The organism is Shewanella sp. AC34-MNA-CIBAN-0136, from assembly GCF_040309945.1.
Classification (GTDB): domain Bacteria; phylum Pseudomonadota; class Gammaproteobacteria; order Enterobacterales; family Shewanellaceae; genus Shewanella.
Map to the genome: position 1 here is coordinate 61577 of NZ_JBEOPJ010000004.1, position 16450 is coordinate 78026.

Below are 16450 nucleotides of genomic sequence, written 5' to 3' on the forward strand. Positions count from 1 at the left end.
TACTGTTTATGACGCCTATCAATGTCGAAGGTTCGATTACCATTCCGATTGCAATCATCTCAAAAGCGTTGCAAAGCCAAATGGGCAGTTCGATTCAGCTTATTGTTACCTGCATTGTAGTATTAATGGCATTGGCCTCGTTACTCACACAGCTCATTAATCCTAAATTCGTACGTAAAAGTACTTTTTTACGCACTTTACTGAAAGTGAATTTATTTTGGTTAGCGGTGCGCATTCTAGGCGCAATTTTTATCGTCATGGTTTATTTGCAAGTGGGCCCCGAAGCGATTATTTCATCGGCCACGGGTGGCTTAGTTCTGAATGATTTAGTACCTGTACTATTTTCAGTATTTATTTTTGCTGGCATGTTATTACCGCTATTGCTCAATTTTGGTTTATTGGAGTTTTTTGGCACATTATTAACCAAAGTAATGCGCCCAATATTCAATTTACCTGGTCGCAGTGCTATTGACTGCATGGCATCTTGGTTAGGTGATGGCAGTGTGGGCATTTTAATGACCACTAAACAATACGAAACCCGTTTCTATACTGCACGCGAAGCTGCTGTTATTGGTACAACCTTTTCTGCCGTATCGATAACCTTTAGCTTAGTGGTGATATCACAGGTCAAACTTGAGCACTTGTTTGTGCCGTTCTATCTGACAGTGTGCTTAGCTGGTTTTGTTGCTGCAATAATAGTCCCTAAATTACCGCCGCTATCATGGAAGAAAGATCTGTATATTGATAATACCCCTCGCCATGAAGATGACGAAACGATCCCAGCCAATCATGGTGTGTTTTCGTGGGGATTTGATCAAGCAATGCAACGCGCATCTTCTGCAGGTGGAATTAAGCATGTGCTAACGGAAGGGATTAAAAACGTTGTCGATATGATATTCGGGGTTATCCCTGTTGTTATGGCTATTGGTACCGTCGCATTAGTGTTGGCTGAGCATACGCCTATTTTTAATTACTTAGGTATGCCATTTATTCCGCTGTTAGAACTGCTGCATATTCCAGAAGCTACCGAAGCCTCGAAAACGATTGTGGTAGGGTTTGCCGATATGTTTATCCCATCCATTTTGGCCAGCTCTATAGAATCAGATTTGACCCGTTTTGTTATTGCTGCTTTATCGGTTACTCAGCTTATTTATATGAGCGAGGTAGGTGCTCTTTTAATTGGTAGTAAAATACCGGTTAACTTTTTTGAGCTATTCGTTATCTTTATTCTACGAACCTTAGTAACACTACCGATTATTGCATTAATGGGTCATTTACTCATTTAGTTGAAGTCAGTATATATAACCACTCAAAATAACCAGGGAGCGCAATGCGCTCCTTTTTTAAACTAAATATTATCAGCGTAATCGAGATAAATCGAGTATGCTTAAACAATAAACACTGACTATGTGTCTTTGCGATATTGATTACTAAGGGCAAACTATGGACGACAGACGTAAATTTTCTCGTATTTTTTTTGCAGCCAGTGCTCATCTCGCGCAAACAGAACAAACTTGGCGCACTAAAATTTTAGATTTAAGTCTTAACGGTGCATTAGTAGAATTACCATCTGGGTATACAGGTCAACTCAATAGCATTTTAACCTTAGAGTTTGTGTTACCCGACTCTGATATTGAACTCAAAATGGAAGCGGCAATTGTCCATAAAACCCCAGAACACCTGGGCTTAAAGTGTACTCACATTGACGTTGACAGTATTACCCACCTGCGCCGAATTATTGAACTCAACATAGGCGATGCAGAGTTATTAGATCGTGAGCTTACGTCGTTAATCACTCCAGCGCCTTAAGCTTTCAGATATACCGTAAAATGCAAAAAAGGTAAGTCAATGACTTACCTTTTTTATGCTCAAGTTTTGCTTTTAGCAACCGAGGGTTAATTAATTAATTCAAGCAGCTCATGGATAGTTTTCACTGGAATAATTTTTGCCCCAAGCCCTTCCATGGTTTTGTGATAATTACGAAATGGGATAAAAATCTCAGTAAAACCATGCTGCGCAGCTTCTTTGACTCTCGGCACACCACTATCAATTGGGCGGACATCGCCATTCAAACTCAACTCGCCCATAATACAAGTGGTTCTAGGCACGACAAAGTCGTTTAAACTGCTCAGTAATGCCGTAACAAGCGCTAGATCGATGCAGGTTTCTGACTCATCAATTTTTAAACCGCCTACTATATTAAAAAATGTATCATGAAAAATTTTGGTTTTAGTATGCTTACGTAAAATACCGGTTAACATTTTAATCCGATTCATGTTTAAGCCCACACACACTCGTTGTGGAAACTCAGATTCAGTCTCGGTGGTTAAACATTGTATTTCCAATAGTAAATTACGGTTACCTTTACGAATACAAGTGATGGTCGAGCCCGGCGATTCGGTGGTTGAACCCGATAAAAATATTTCACTTGGGTTATCAACACTGATCATACCGCGTTCACTCATGCGAAATATCCCCACGGTATCAACATCACCAAAACGGTTTTTATTGGCGCGCAAGGTACGAATTTGCCCGTCGTTGGTGTCGATATGTAGCAATGAATCTACGATATGAACCAAGGTTTGCGGGCCTGCTATTTCGTTATTTTTATTTACGTGAGCAATAATGAACATGGTGACATTATTTTTTTTACAATATTGAGTAAATGCTTGAGCCGCCGTTTTAACTTGTGAAGGCGACCCCGGACTGCCATTGGCCGCATCTGTGACAACCGCTTGAATAGAGTCAATGACAGCAAACTTGATTTGCTTGGCTTCTAATTCTTCAATAATGGCTTCTACACTGGTTTCAGACAGCAGAAACAAGTTATCTTCGTTATAATTAAGCTTTAAACGATTAACACGGTTTTTGAACTGAGATAATGATTCTTCTGCAGTACAGTACAGTGAAGCCATAGATTGTGACATCCGAGCAACCAAATCAGACAGTAATGTTGTTTTACCAGCTCCTGGGTCACCGGAAATAATATTCACCGATCCCGTCGTTAAACCACCACTGAGCACTCTATCTAATTCACCGATTTCAGTCAGTCTTTTTTCGGCATCTTGTGATTCAACTTCACTGAGTTTTTTAGAGCCCCCCCCCACAGCACCAGCGTATCCCAATACCGATGAACGTGAAGTTGAACTCTTTGAGGCCGACAGTTTCATTTCCACCAAAGAATTCCACGCACCACAACGACACTGTCCCTGCCAACGCGGATAATCCAGGCCACAATCGTCACAAACAAATGCCATTTTTGGAGCTTTCGCCATGTTAGTTCCTAGGTTGCAAATCAATTAGTACTTTTATGACCCATGTCACTCAGTCTACGAATCAATAAAGCATCATTGTTAGAAATTTCTTTACTGCCTAAACCTCACATCGAACGAATCAAATATGACGGTTTAGGCAACTCATAAGTATAATAATAACAACGATCTTTAGTCAGAGTCTTGCCAATGATTAAAATATTGTCCACACTCATGTAAACAAACTGTAAAAATCAATAAACAAACGTTACATCAATACAGCATTAACATTAATACGCTATGTTAGTCTTCGTTTCAGAGTAATTAACAACGATATCATTTGTGCATACCTATCGAACAACATTGAAATGTATATTACTATAAAGATCAGCAATTTCTTGCCGATAAAATTATCAGCCAGGCTCACAATAAGCATTTAAAACGATAAAATAATGAGTTTAGATAACCACAGGGCATTAATCGAACAACTAAAACCACTGATCATGGAACCTGATTTTCAGGACGTATTTGAACAGTTAACCGTTGACGAATCTAATTCAACCCGTTTTCTATTGAAAATGGAGCTAAACCGTATCTCATCTTTATGTACACGAATTATAGATTTACGAGATAAAACGGAACTGCCATGCGAAGAAGTTGTCATCGCTAACCAAAGATATTTTCTAGACGAACCCGCTAAAGAAGCACTGCTACAAGCACTACCATTATACCGCAACAAATATACCTTAGGTGTATACGAGCACGTTATAAAAGCGCATAAACTGCGACGTCTGAAACTCAGAGAAAATGTTTCAATTGAGGTTGTCGACGAGGAAAATCCATTTTTAGTGCCTGGTGTGGTACTTGGCAGCTACTTTAATCGCTGTGAAGAACGAATGAATTATAGCATTCGAATTATGGTTTCTCAGCAAGGCATAACCGAAGTGAATGGCGCAACGCTAGATTTATCTGTCGGCGGCGCTCGCATTAAGTTGCCATTAAAGCATCATTTAGACCAAGATAAACCTTTGCGAGTAAAACTACTTGAACTCAGCGATGAATTTTATCTAGATGATCTAAAGCATGGTGTTGAATATCAAATAGTGGATATTCAAAACAAAGATGATAGTGCTATTTTTAGATTGAAAAGACTGGGTAGTGGAGAAGCATTAGACGGCGTACTATCGCAGCTTATACGCAGTTATAAATTCCGTTATAAAGTTGATGTCAACGACGTCATCGTTACTGCTACCGGATTAGGTTATGAACGTCATTACTTACCACTATTAACGCATCTTCCTTTATTTGTTTCGATTGTCGATGGTAAACCAATCATAGCCTACGAATTACTGGGTAGAGGTAACCAACCAATCCAACATTATTTTCAAGATGAAAATGAAATAAGTCAGCTACCGAGCTTTATTAATACCCGACGCTTAAGCCAAATGATCAAAAGCTCCGAAAATAATGAACATTGTTATTTATTCAGTTTTACACACAATGCTAATGGTAAATTACATTTTTATTCTGCTACCTTAGCAGAGCTTAAAGCAACCAAAAATATGCATCTCTTTTTAGGTTTTGCGTCGACAAAAACCAGCTGGCGCGTATTTAAAATTGTAATGCAGCCTATTGATCATAGCAAAAACTATAAAACATCCACCTTACCGGGGGATGATGCTCGTTATGCGGCCCTCACTGAGCAACAATTAGCTCAATTTAGTCATACTTTACAACTTATTGATTTAACCAACGAGGAAGCTCGTAAAGACTATCAATGCTGGTTTGATCAATCTGATGTGAATGGCTTAAAGATTTTCTCTCAAGCAAAAATAAAACAACACAGCATCAAAAAAGTATCAATGCCATTTAGTGAGCGGCGCCATGAGGCTCGATTCGTCTTTAAAACCTTAGTCACAATTCAACAAGGTGATAAACAGGCCACTGGTATTACTCATGATATTTCGAGTCGAGGTTTACAACTGACTCTAGATAAATCAGCTAATTTCAACGAACCGGGTCCGGTTACATTATCATTTCCACGCCTGCAAGCCGCTGCTGGAAAAACTAATTTATCGAATTTACCTTATCAGCTAATTCGCAGCCGGATGAATGGTGCAACTTTGCATTTGAGTGCCATCATTGGCCACTCTCCGCATGAAGGCGTTGAGTTTTTAAGTAAATTAATTGCTCACAATAAACAAAAACTCGAGCAATTATCAGACAATGAAGGCCAGAAAAAAGAACTGGCTGATGGTATGAAAAATCTCGTGATGCGCCAATTGCCAGGAGTGCCATATTTTATCGAAAAAACAGTAAAAGCGGCACAAATGGCTTACATAGGTATTGGTACCACGACTGATGAAATAAGCCATTTATTTGCTCAAGACAGCGATAAGGTACTGCAATACAATTTAAAGCCACTACTAGACAACAATGTATTAAAACAACACATCATAGACCCTATCAAGTTAATGAAACCCACTCATGATATGGCCTTTTTTGAAGTGTTTATGCAACTCACCCGCCACCCTAGAGGTACAGTACAGATCCAATGTAAACTTAAATCAGAACTGGGTAATAGAGAACAACAAATTCAATTTATTACTCAAAGCAAAAAAGTGGGTCGCTTCATGGCGTTAAGGGTGTATATAGGAGCAACTGACAAGCCCGATATGAGCTATATTCGACGCGAGCTAGAATATATCCACATTCATGCTAATCACCGTGCAAAGCAATTAGAAGAACAATTATGGAGAGTTATCGGTTCGGGTGAGCTATTAGATATTACTACTGAAGTTGAAATCCGTTTTCCAAGCTTAATGATACTAGCCTAAGCAATCTTTCAGAAACCGCTACTCGTAATAAGCTATGGCATAAATCGATAAGAAGGATTTAGTTCAAATCAGCATTTTTTGCTAGTCAAAGATTGAGTAACCAGAGAATAGGTTAATAACCACTTACTATTCCCATACAGCTAACTTGGCTCACATTGATAAATACCACTGTTTAATTTGTACAAAGTGATCTTGCTCGGCTTGTCGTTCAGTCAACATACCAGCATGATTATAATCCAATAAATTGCCCTTTTCTTTGGCGAGTAAAGTGTACTTAACCTGGCTAAAACCACATTCATCAATCATATCGCGTACATCTGACGGATTGCCTAATACGTGATCATTTTTACCAGCGATAAACCATGCCGGTGGCCATACCGCTTTAGTTGCGGCTTCTGCATAGTGAAAATTATCATCATGATCAACCCAATCACCTCGCACCCAATCAATCGTTTGTAATAATGATGCACTGCTCTCATTATCCATACCAACACGGAGTCGACAGGCATCAAAGTAGCCTTGTCTGCCAATATAAAAAGGCGCAAAACGATTCCAGAAAAAATCGACCATAAGCCATTTTTTAAATGACTTCACTTTGATAGTACGTTTGGAACCAAAGGTTAGTAACGATGCAACACTAGACTGTAAATGACTATAACGAGCCAGACTACTGGCCATTAACACCCCGCCCCATGAATGGGCACACCAATGGACTTTATTAACCAAAGGATGACGCTGTAGAATAAACTGCTGCACTAGTGGCAATTGTTCACGGATGACTTCTCCTTGTCCCAACGTAAAGTCACGGTGAATTTTAGGCTCGCTTAAGCCTCGTCCTGCGGTATCCATCACATAAACATCAAAACCAGCGTTAGCTAAAAAACAGCCTAAACCACGGCCAGAACTGCTATAAAACACTCTTCCATTAGACATAGCTCCATGCAACATCAAAATAGGAATACCTAGGGCTGTCGGCAACGAAGGACGAATATGCCGCAGGTGCAATTGACCAACTCTGTATGGTATAAAAAGTGAATCTTGGAGGAGTTCTATAGTCAAAATAGGCAGTTATGTTAGTGATTATAAATATAAAACTAACATTACTACCATGAAATACAACTAGAATAGAGTAATAATTCTATATTTAGCCTTGTTCATAAAGATAAACATCAAAACGTTATAGTTGTAGGCAAAACACTAATGCTCGTAAATCGACATTTTGTATCGATGCATCAGCAGCAGCAATTAATTTAGGTTTAGCATGAAATGCCACACCTAAATCTGCAGCTTGGATCATCGGAATATCATTAGCGCCGTCACCAATTGCCACTCGCTGACCTGATGGAATGCCCCACTGTTCAGCACATTGACTAATCACATTAGCTTTGTATTGAGCATCTACTACTTCACCTGTCACTGCGCCACTTAGCTTACCATCAACAATAACCAGCTCATTGGCAAACGCCGCATCAAGATTAAGTAATGTTTTTAAATGGCCCACAAATGGTGTGAATCCACCAGAAGCGACAACCAGTTTCCATTGATGCGTTTTTAACTCGGCTAACATCACTTCAAGACCAGGCATTAAAGGCAAGGTATCGCACAACTGCTGAATAATAGAGGCATCAGCACCAGCAAGTTTACTGACTCGTTGTCTTAAAGACTGTTCAAAATCCAATTCACCACGCATAGCACTTGCCGTAACTGCTGCGACCTCCTCACCCACGCCAGCCATAGCGGCGAGTTCGTCGATACATTCAATTTGAATGGCAGTAGAATCCATATCCATCACTAATAAACCGGGTTGGTTTAACCGTGCTAATGGCTGTTGAATGAGTACAATTTCGGCGGGTATATTTTGAGGAAATGACGCGACCCACCCGTCATTAGCAGTTTGAGCCGACAGTTCAAAACCAAATAAATCGTTTTGCCTGTCAAGCCTTGCGATATGAGTATCGCTTGATATTGAAGATAACCAGGCTTCTATCTCTGTTGAGCATTGCGCACTAAAAATAACTCGACAACGATACGGTAAGTGAGATTGTAAGTTACGTAAATAATCTGACTCTTGATAACGATATAGCACACAGCCTAAATGTTGATATGTCTCACAAGTATCTGAAAATAAAAAATTTAGTAAAACATTATCACGTTGTTCAAGCATCAATACGGCCTCTTAGTATGTTACGACTATCTACTGACAAATTTTTCGATTAGTATAGCTTTTTGATAATTCTCTGTAATTGGGTTAGCACAGAATGGTTGCTCGGTAAAAGAACTCCCTAAAACAGCCTCCAATTAAATAGAAAAAACACTGAGGATTAAAGTGATTTTTGTTAAAGGTCTTAAGAAAAGGCAAAAAATTAGCAGAATTGTGCAAATCATTGTGGCAATAGCACTGATCTTCGGCCTAATGTACTTGTGGCAATCAAGTTTACGTAATGGTCAAAAATTATTAAATTCACAAACCAAAGTGATGGCAAGGCTATTAGCACAGCAAGCCGCTAATGGTGCGGCTCCAGCAATGTTTTTACAAAATGATGAGCAACTGCAATGGTTAGCATCAGCACTTGCTGCTGATCCTAAAGTGATGTCGGTGAATATCTATAATTCACAAGGTGTAAGGCTAGCCTTTGCCCAAAGTGTGTCTTATGAAAACTTAGAAGCCGACTCTGAAATATTAAAAGGCTTATTAAAACCATATCCCCCCCTGATTGAGAACGTTGTTCAAGACGACAACAATTTAGGTTACGTTGAAGTACGTTTAAATCTTGATATATTTTTCGACGAAATAAAAATATTGCATGAACAGAACATGCAATTACAGCAGATGATGTTAATTGTAGCTGGCTTTATTGGTTTGCTGTTATCGCGAGCACTTTCATTTAAGCGTGCCGATTTTGACCGCCGAAAAGCCCAAGCTAAATTACGTAAAAAGCCTAAAAAATCGACCTTGATCGCTTCAAACGAAACGCAAGCAGACGAGTCAGAAGATGTAAAACAAGATCCTCCTGCCTAGAGAGATTGCTGACAGAAATGACAAACATAAAAAATGGGCACTCAATGAGTGCCCATTTTTATGACTAACGATTAAATTACAGTGTTAACGCTGCATCTAAAGTCATGATGATCATGTCGCTGAATGTCGTTTGACGCTCATCAGAGGTCGTCTTCTCACCGGTACGAATGTGGTCTGATACCGTTACAACACATAACGCTTTGGCGCCTAATTCATGTGCTACACCGTATAAACCAGCGGCTTCCATTTCGACGCCAAGAATACCCATTTTTTCCATAACATCAAACATTTGAGGATCTGGAGTATAAAATAGGTCGGCAGAGAAAACGTTACCTACACGGATTTTAGTGCCGTGCGCTTTCGCTGAATCAACAACAGCACTTAGTAAGCTGTAGTCTGCGATTGCAGCAAAATCGTTATCTTTAAAACGTAAACGGTTCACTTTAGAATCAGTACATGCACCCATACCGATAATCACATCACGTACTTTTACGTCAGTGCTGATTGCGCCACAAGTACCAACACGGATTAAGTTCTTAACACCGTAGTCTTTGATAAGTTCGTGTGCATAGATTGAACAAGATGGGATACCCATACCTGAACCCATAACAGAAATACGCTTACCTTTATAGGTACCGGTAAAACCTAGCATGTTACGTACATCAGTCACTTGCTCAACATTTTCTAAAAATGTCTCAGCAATATATTTTGCACGTAATGGATCGCCTGGAAAAAGTACCGTTTCAGCAAAAGCACCTTCAACAGCATTAATATGTGGTGTAGCCATGTTATAACCCCTATGTTTCTATTTTATTTTGTATTGCTTAGTCATGTTTACAGTTTAGCAAAGCCATTAAACTTTATATAGAACCGTCGTTTGAAAATGTGACTAATTAATAAAAGATTCACCATAATTCATCGGTTCTAACTCAAAATAACTCGCAATAGACTGGCCAATATCAGCAAAAGACTTACGACGGCCTAGCGAGCCTGCAGATAAACCTGCACCATAAGCGAGTACCGGCACACGTTCACGAGTATGTTCGGTGCCAACCCAAGTAGGATCACAACCATGATCAGCAGTGAAAACCACTAAATCTTCAGGTTGTAAAATCGCTAATAATTCCGGTAAACGAGAATCAAAGTACTCAAGTGCTTTAGCATAACCGGCAGTGTCACGGCGATGACCATAATGAGAGTCAAAATCAACGAAATTGGTAAACACAATCGTGTTATCGCCAGCACGTTTAATTTGCGCTAAGGTTTCGTCAAATAACTCTTCAAGACCAGTCGCTTTAAATTGTTGAGTAATACCGCTGTGCGCATATATATCAGAAATTTTACCGATACTCACCACTTCACCGCCAGCATCTTTAAGCTTATCTAATACCGTAGGCGCTGGTGGTAATACCGCATAATCATGACGGTTACCAGTACGAGCGAAATCAGCCGCGCCAGTGCCAACAAACGGACGAGCAATTACGCGACCAATGTTATAAGGCTCTAACTCTTCACGCGCTATTTTGCACAAGTTGTATAGATTTTCTACACCAAAACTTTCTTCATGACATGCTATTTGGAATACAGAGTCCGCAGAGGTATAGAAAATAGGCTTGCCTGTTTTCATGTGCTCTTCGCCTAACTCTTCAAGAATTTGAGTACCTGACGCATGGCAGTTACCTAAAAAACCATCTAAACCAGCACGTTCAAGAATTTTATCTGTAAGTTCTTTAGGAAATGAGTTGGTTAAGTCACTAAAATAACCCCACTCATAAAGGACAGGAACACCCGCCATTTCCCAGTGACCACTAGGAGTGTCTTTGCCTGAGCTTAATTCGTCAGCATGGCCATAAGCACCGATGAGTTCGACATTATCAGCAAATCCAGCAGCAAATTTACCCGTACTTTCAAAACCAGCATGGCCTAGACCAAAGCGAGCAAGATTAGGTAATTTCAATGGACCTTGACGGCCGATATCCGCTTTGCCGTCAGCACAGGCTTGCGCGATGTGACCAAAAGTATCAGAGCCAACGTCACCAAACTTATCGGCGTCGGTAGCAGCACCAACACCAAAAGAGTCGAGCATTAAGATAAAAGTACGTTTCATTATTTGTTTCCTTTATAAATCTGAAGCGCGAATATAACGATATATTTCAGGCGTTTTCTCAGGCGCGCTATCACCAATAATAATGGCTTGCTGAATAGCAGCGGCAGCTTCGGCGAAAGCATCTTCAGATTGAGCATGGATCATCGCTAACGGAATATCTTTGTTAACTTCCTGACCCAATGCGCATACTTGAGTTAATCCAACACTGTAATCCAGTGCATCACCTGGTTTGCGACGTCCACCACCTAAGGTCACTACGGCTAAACCAAGTTCTCGTGTATCCATTTTGTAAGCAAAGCCAGATGTATTGGCATATACAGGTCGTACAATTTTCGCATGAGGTAAATACTTATCATATGCCTCAACAAAATCTGTTGGGCCACCCAAGCCAGACACCATTTTAGCAAATGCCTCTGCTGCTTTACCATTATCTAATACAGTATTTAGTTTATGACGAGCTTCTGCTTCATTCTGTGCAATACCACCCAAAATTAGCATTTCTGCACATAATCCCATGGTGACAGCATATAAACGTGGATTACGATATTGACCAGTCAAAAAGTTTATCGCCTCACGAACCTCAACCGCATTACCTGCACACGAAGCCAATACTTGGTTCATGTCAGTTAACAATGCCGTTGTTTTAGTTCCTGCGCCATTAGCAACAGCAGTAATACTGCGAGCTAATTCTTCAGATGCTTCGTAAGTAGGCATAAATGCACCGCTGCCGACTTTGACATCCATTGCAAGAGCATCAAGCCCCGCGGCTAACTTTTTAGATAAAATAGATGCGGTGATAAGTGAGATAGATTCAACGGTGGCGGTATTATCACGAATCGAATAGAAACGCTTATCAGCAGGGACTAAGTCACCGGTTTGACCAATAATGGCAACACCAGCATCTTTAACCACTTTGCGGAATAATTCACTTGAAGGCTCAGTTTGATAGCCAGGAATAGCATCAAATTTATCTAACGTACCACCGGTGTGACCTAAGCCACGACCTGAAATCATTGGTACATAACCGCCACAAGCTGCAGCCATAGGGCCAAGCATTAGGCTGATTACATCGCCAACACCACCAGTGCTATGCTTATCGATAATCGGGCCATTGAGGCCCAGAGAATCCCAATTTAATACGGTTCCGGAATCGCGCATTGCAATCGTTAATGCAATCCGTTCGTCCATATTCATATCTTTGAAATACACTGCCATGCCGAACGCAGCAATTTGGCCTTCTGAAACGGTGTTATGAGTAATGCCATCAACAAAGAATTGAATTTCTGCAGTGCTTAATACATCGCCATTACGTTTTTTGCGTATAATTTCTTGAGCTAAAAACATGTTACGTCTCCCTTTAGGCAACCCATCACCTTTAGGGTCGCCTTTAATAATAGGATGCTATCAAGTGATAGCGCCTCAGTACGACAATGATCCAAGGCCATACTGAGATTTTTGACTATCTATGCGATTAGTAACCTGAAGTAGGCTTAGGGGTATCAACTAATTCTAATGTATGTAATAAGCTATTTAATAAGCTAGATGCACCAAAACGGAAAGTTTGTGGGGTAACCCAATCAGCACCCAAAATGCGCGCAGCCAAGTCTAAAAACTCTGCTGTTTGTGCTGCATCACGAACACCGCCGGCAGGCTTAAAGCCTACATTGCGATTTTTCTCACTGATTACAGTTAGCATAATTTCAGCCGCTTCAAGTGTGGCGTTCACCGGTACTTTACCCGTTGATGTTTTAATAAAATCAGCACCGGCATCGATAGCTAATTCTGATGCTTTACGGATCAAAGCTGGATCTTTCAACACACCAGATTCGATGATAACTTTTAAAATCGCATCATCGCCGCACTCTTCCTTACAGGCTTTAACCAATTCAAAACCGACGGTTTCGTTACCTTCCATTAATGCACGGTATGGAAACACAACATCGACTTCATCAGCACCATAGGCAACTGCGGCACGAGTTTCTAGTACTGCGATGGCAATATCATCATTACCGTGTGGAAAATTAGTTACGGTTGCGATTTTAATGTCTTCACAATCAAGTTCATTTAGTGTTTTACGTGCAATAGGAATAAAACGAGGATAAATACAAATTGCGGCAGTATTACCTGCTGGAGACTTGGCTTTATGGCACAAATCGATGACCTTTTGATCAGTATCATCGTCATTTAAAGTGGTTAAATCCATTAATTCAATACCACGTTGTGCCGCTTTTTTTAAATCAGTCATAATTGCTCTCCGAAACGATAAATCAAAGTTGATAAATTTTTTTCAGGCAACACTATGTAGCTGGCATATGATTATAATTATGGCCGGGCCTTCAGTATTGCCAGTAAATCTTACTACTATTTACTAACCTAAGTATTCAATCTGATAACGAGTACCACGACTTGAATCCTTGAAGACCGGAAAAGATAAAACAAAGATAATTGTTTCAACTGTTCCGCGAAAAATCCATTTTAGCGCGTAAAAATAAAACTTTGTAGGGTACAAACTTTTATATAAAAACACTCTTATTAGACAATGATTTTAAATGAAAGTTCGATATTTTTTTATTGTAAAATTTGGAGCCGCTAATGCGACTCCAACAGATTCACTATACCAATCTTAGAACTTGTAAGTTGCAGATAGGTAATGTGACCAACCAGTAGATTCTAAGCCGACAATACCAGCACCATCATCAAGTAGATATACATCTTTAAAGCCTTTTAAGCCATAACCAAGCGCATATTGGTCTGAATGCCAGTATAAACCAAAGAAGATATTTCCACCGTTAGAGGTCATTGGTACGAATTCGTTACCTTTGTCATCGCCATCAAATTGATAATCGATATAACCTTGGAAAGACATGAAGCTCTTGTTGTCGAAGAAATAGAAAGGCTTAAACCAGTTTGCAGAGAATTGATAACCATTCCAATCTTTTTTATTGAAATCGTAAGTTGCATAAAGGTTCATGCCAGTTTTACCTAACCAAGGAACCATTACATCTGCACCAAGTCCCCAAAAAGACATGTTTACACTATTACCAGATTTATCATTGTTTTGACCATTCCAGTTGAAAAGTGTAGAAAAATATACTTCTTGGATTGGACCAAAAGAAAGATCTTTACCTGTAATAGCGTCTAGTGAAAAACGTGGATTGAATTTCATGAACAATTTACTTGTTCCAGCACCTTTATCACTATTGCTAGACTCTTGGTTAGCTAAGTTGAAAACATCAACATAACCATATAAATCAACAACACCAGAACGTCCACCAAACTCCATTTCTAGATAATTGTGACGATCACCAGTTGATTTGTCATCAGGCTTCTCGCCAACAGAATACATCGCATTAAACTGCAACCATTTATAATCAGTAGCGTGAAGATCTGTACGATCTGCCGCGAAAGTATTACCAGAAATAGCAGCAACTGTTGCACCCGCTAAAGCTAACATTTTTACATTTTTCATCATCAACCCCATGTATATTATTTAACTATCTTCTTGGATAGCACTTCTTTTTAATCATTCGTATTTTACCGTTACTGATATAAATCTCAATATTTAATCGATAAAAAACGAATACAAAATTCTTTTTTGTGAACAATGTCGCGACTTTTTGTCCACACATCATTAACAATTTGACATTTCAATCTTGACTAGAGAATTTAATGCATCCTCTTTTGCAATCACTAAAACAGCATAACTTCGTATTGGGAAACGGTGGATTAACACAAAAATCAATAACAACTTTATTACAAAACTGGGTCTCTAATAATTATTAAAGTAAAGACCCAGCTGTAGGAGGTATTCCCCCTGGAATTACTCTTAACTTAGATAGCTAAGAATAAACCGGCTAATGTCGCGCTCATTAAGTTAGCTAATGAACCAGCGATAACAGCACGGATACCTAGTTTTGCAAGGTCATGGCGACGTGAAGGAGCCATAGCACCTAAACCACCAAGTAAGATTGCAACAATAGAAGATAAGTTAGCGAATCCACACAATGCGAAAGAGATAATCGCTTTAGTACGGTCTGACATCATTGCGCCAGTTTCAGCTACTACTTTAAAGCCTTCAGCAGATGCATCTAGTAGATACGGAGCGAAGTTTAAGTAAGCAACAAATTCGTTAACAACAATCTTTTGACCGATGAAAGAACCAGCAACAAGCGCTTCGTTCCAAGGTACACCGATTAAGAAAGCTAGAGGCATAAAGATATAACCAAGGATAAGTTCTAGCGTAATACCCTCTAAACCGAACCAACCTGTTACGCCACCGATGATACCGTTGACCATTGCAATTAATCCAACGAATGCGATCAACATAGCACCAACGTTCAATGCAAGGTGCATACCTGATGCAGCACCTGAAGCAGCAGCATCTAACACGTTTGCTGGCTTATCAGGATCATCTGGTAAATCGTCCATTTCATTGATAGCCGCTTCTGTTTCTGGGTGCATCAGTTTAGCCATTAATAGGCCACCTGGTGCCGCCATGAATGACGCTGCAACTAAGTATGCAATTGGAACACCCATTTGCGCGTAACCCGCTAATACAGAACCAGCGATTGATGCTAAACCACCCACCATGATGGCGAATAACTCTGATTGAGTCATAGTAGCAATAAACGGACGCACAACTAGCGGTGCTTCAGTTTGACCAACGAAAATGTTCGCTGTTGCTGACATTGATTCAGTGCGGCTTGTGCCTAATGCTTTTTGTAGACCGCCACCAATAATGCGGATGATCCACTGCATAATGCCTAAATAGTAAAGCACTGCAATTAAAGAAGAGAAGAATATAATGACAGGTAATACGTTGATGGCGAAAATAAAACCAACTTTAAAGTTAGCTAAATCACCAAATAAGAAGCTAGTACCTGCTTGTGCATAACTAATCACACTTGATACTGCGTCAGAAACACCTTTCAGAATGTCTTTACCGATTGGAACATATAATACGAAACCAGCGAAGAATGCTTGAATTGCTAAAGCACCACCAACGGTACGTACACTAATTGCTTTTCTATTATTTGATAGTGCAAAACCTATCAATAGTAAGGTGACCACCCCTACTAAACTCATTACTATATCCATTAATCATCACCCTTTTGTTAACAGTTTTTTTGAATGTTGTTAACTCACCTAATTTCCGCTGATGATTATAACTGAGCGTGAAACGAAAAGCGTCGTTTTGATCAAGTTTTTAAAGTTTAATTTCAAACCCTTACGACAT

At 39.8% G+C, this 16450-nt stretch carries 13 protein-coding genes; 4 read left to right on the top strand and 9 right to left on the bottom strand.

The features are described 5' to 3' along the window. The first annotated feature begins 8 nt into the window (after nt 1-8). Entirely contained in the window at nt 9-1286 is a 1278-nt protein-coding gene (locus AAEY94_RS05120) for a YjiH family protein (RefSeq protein ID WP_243756207.1), read from the top strand. Between the two features lie 157 nt (nt 1287-1443). Then, nucleotides 1444-1809, top strand: a complete 366-nt coding sequence (locus tag AAEY94_RS05125; RefSeq protein WP_101085707.1) for a PilZ domain-containing protein — start codon at nt 1444-1446, stop codon at nt 1807-1809. Nucleotides 1810-1895: 86 nt separating this feature from the next. Here AAEY94_RS05125 and radA read toward each other — a convergent pair whose 3' ends face one another. Then, nucleotides 1896-3275 carry a DNA repair protein RadA gene (gene radA, locus AAEY94_RS05130; protein WP_101085709.1) on the bottom strand — a complete coding sequence of 460 codons (1380 nt, stop codon included), beginning with the start codon at nt 3273-3275 and terminating at the stop codon, nt 1896-1898. Between the two features lie 428 nt (nt 3276-3703). Between radA and AAEY94_RS05135 the strand changes: the two genes are divergently transcribed. After that, a complete protein-coding gene (locus AAEY94_RS05135; RefSeq protein ID WP_101085711.1) occupies nt 3704-6088 on the top strand; it encodes a PilZ domain-containing protein in 2385 nt (794 codons plus the stop codon). A gap of 150 nt (nt 6089-6238) precedes the next feature. On the opposite strand, the gene AAEY94_RS05140 is transcribed toward AAEY94_RS05135, so the two are convergent. Together AAEY94_RS05140 and serB are read right to left on the bottom strand one after the other, a co-directional pair. Continuing rightward, complete coding sequence (locus AAEY94_RS05140) at nt 6239-7147, bottom strand: alpha/beta fold hydrolase (RefSeq protein WP_101085713.1); 909 nt, start codon at nt 7145-7147, stop codon at nt 6239-6241. Between the two features lie 118 nt (nt 7148-7265). Further along, on the bottom strand, nt 7266-8252 hold the full coding sequence (gene serB, locus AAEY94_RS05145; protein WP_101085715.1) for a phosphoserine phosphatase SerB: 987 nt from the start codon (nt 8250-8252) through the stop codon (nt 7266-7268). 162 nt (nt 8253-8414) lie between these two features. Between serB and AAEY94_RS05150 the strand changes: the two genes are divergently transcribed. Further along, the gene (locus tag AAEY94_RS05150) at nt 8415-9107 is read left to right on the top strand and encodes an AhpA/YtjB family protein (protein WP_101085717.1); all 693 of its coding nucleotides are present in this window, start codon (nt 8415-8417) and stop codon (nt 9105-9107) included. 76 nt (nt 9108-9183) lie between these two features. Here the strand turns inward: AAEY94_RS05150 and deoD are convergent, their stop codons facing one another. From deoD to AAEY94_RS05180, 6 genes are all read right to left on the bottom strand, one after another. After that, nucleotides 9184-9894 (bottom strand): purine-nucleoside phosphorylase, encoded by a 711-nt coding sequence (deoD, locus tag AAEY94_RS05155; RefSeq protein ID WP_059746461.1) that lies wholly within the window; start codon nt 9892-9894, stop codon nt 9184-9186. Between the two features lie 102 nt (nt 9895-9996). Next, nucleotides 9997-11214 carry a phosphopentomutase gene (locus AAEY94_RS05160; protein ID WP_101085719.1) on the bottom strand — a complete coding sequence of 406 codons (1218 nt, stop codon included), beginning with the start codon at nt 11212-11214 and terminating at the stop codon, nt 9997-9999. Nucleotides 11215-11226: 12 nt separating this feature from the next. After that, nucleotides 11227-12558 carry a thymidine phosphorylase gene (gene deoA, locus AAEY94_RS05165; RefSeq protein WP_101085721.1) on the bottom strand — a complete coding sequence of 444 codons (1332 nt, stop codon included), beginning with the start codon at nt 12556-12558 and terminating at the stop codon, nt 11227-11229. A gap of 127 nt (nt 12559-12685) precedes the next feature. Beyond that, nucleotides 12686-13459 (bottom strand): deoxyribose-phosphate aldolase, encoded by a 774-nt coding sequence (gene deoC / locus AAEY94_RS05170; RefSeq protein ID WP_101085722.1) that lies wholly within the window; start codon nt 13457-13459, stop codon nt 12686-12688. Nucleotides 13460-13837: 378 nt separating this feature from the next. Then, on the bottom strand, nt 13838-14683 hold the full coding sequence (locus tag AAEY94_RS05175; protein ID WP_101085724.1) for a nucleoside-specific channel-forming Tsx family protein: 846 nt from the start codon (nt 14681-14683) through the stop codon (nt 13838-13840). Nucleotides 14684-15045: 362 nt separating this feature from the next. Further along, the gene (locus AAEY94_RS05180; RefSeq protein WP_350977755.1) at nt 15046-16311 is read right to left on the bottom strand and encodes a NupC/NupG family nucleoside CNT transporter; all 1266 of its coding nucleotides are present in this window, start codon (nt 16309-16311) and stop codon (nt 15046-15048) included. Nucleotides 16312-16450: the final 139 nt, after the last annotated feature.

Bases quoted from the DNA above. Each gene is read 5' to 3' on its own strand.
- AAEY94_RS05120 (WP_243756207.1), top strand. From the start codon at position 9: ATGACGCCTATCAATGTCGAAGGTTCGATTACCATTCCGATTGCAATC.
- AAEY94_RS05125 (WP_101085707.1), top strand. From the start codon at position 1,444: ATGGACGACAGACGTAAATTTTCTCGTATTTTTTTTGCAGCCAGTGCT.
- radA (WP_101085709.1), bottom strand. From the start codon at position 3,275: ATGGCGAAAGCTCCAAAAATGGCATTTGTTTGTGACGATTGTGGCCTG.
- AAEY94_RS05135 (WP_101085711.1), top strand. From the start codon at position 3,704: ATGAGTTTAGATAACCACAGGGCATTAATCGAACAACTAAAACCACTG.
- serB (WP_101085715.1), bottom strand. From the start codon at position 8,252: ATGCTTGAACAACGTGATAATGTTTTACTAAATTTTTTATTTTCAGAT.
- deoD (WP_059746461.1), bottom strand. From the start codon at position 9,894: ATGGCTACACCACATATTAATGCTGTTGAAGGTGCTTTTGCTGAAACG.
- AAEY94_RS05160 (WP_101085719.1), bottom strand. From the start codon at position 11,214: ATGAAACGTACTTTTATCTTAATGCTCGACTCTTTTGGTGTTGGTGCT.
- deoA (WP_101085721.1), bottom strand. From the start codon at position 12,558: ATGTTTTTAGCTCAAGAAATTATACGCAAAAAACGTAATGGCGATGTA.
- deoC (WP_101085722.1), bottom strand. From the start codon at position 13,459: ATGACTGATTTAAAAAAAGCGGCACAACGTGGTATTGAATTAATGGAT.
- AAEY94_RS05175 (WP_101085724.1), bottom strand. From the start codon at position 14,683: ATGAAAAATGTAAAAATGTTAGCTTTAGCGGGTGCAACAGTTGCTGCT.
- AAEY94_RS05180 (WP_350977755.1), bottom strand. From the start codon at position 16,311: ATGGATATAGTAATGAGTTTAGTAGGGGTGGTCACCTTACTATTGATA.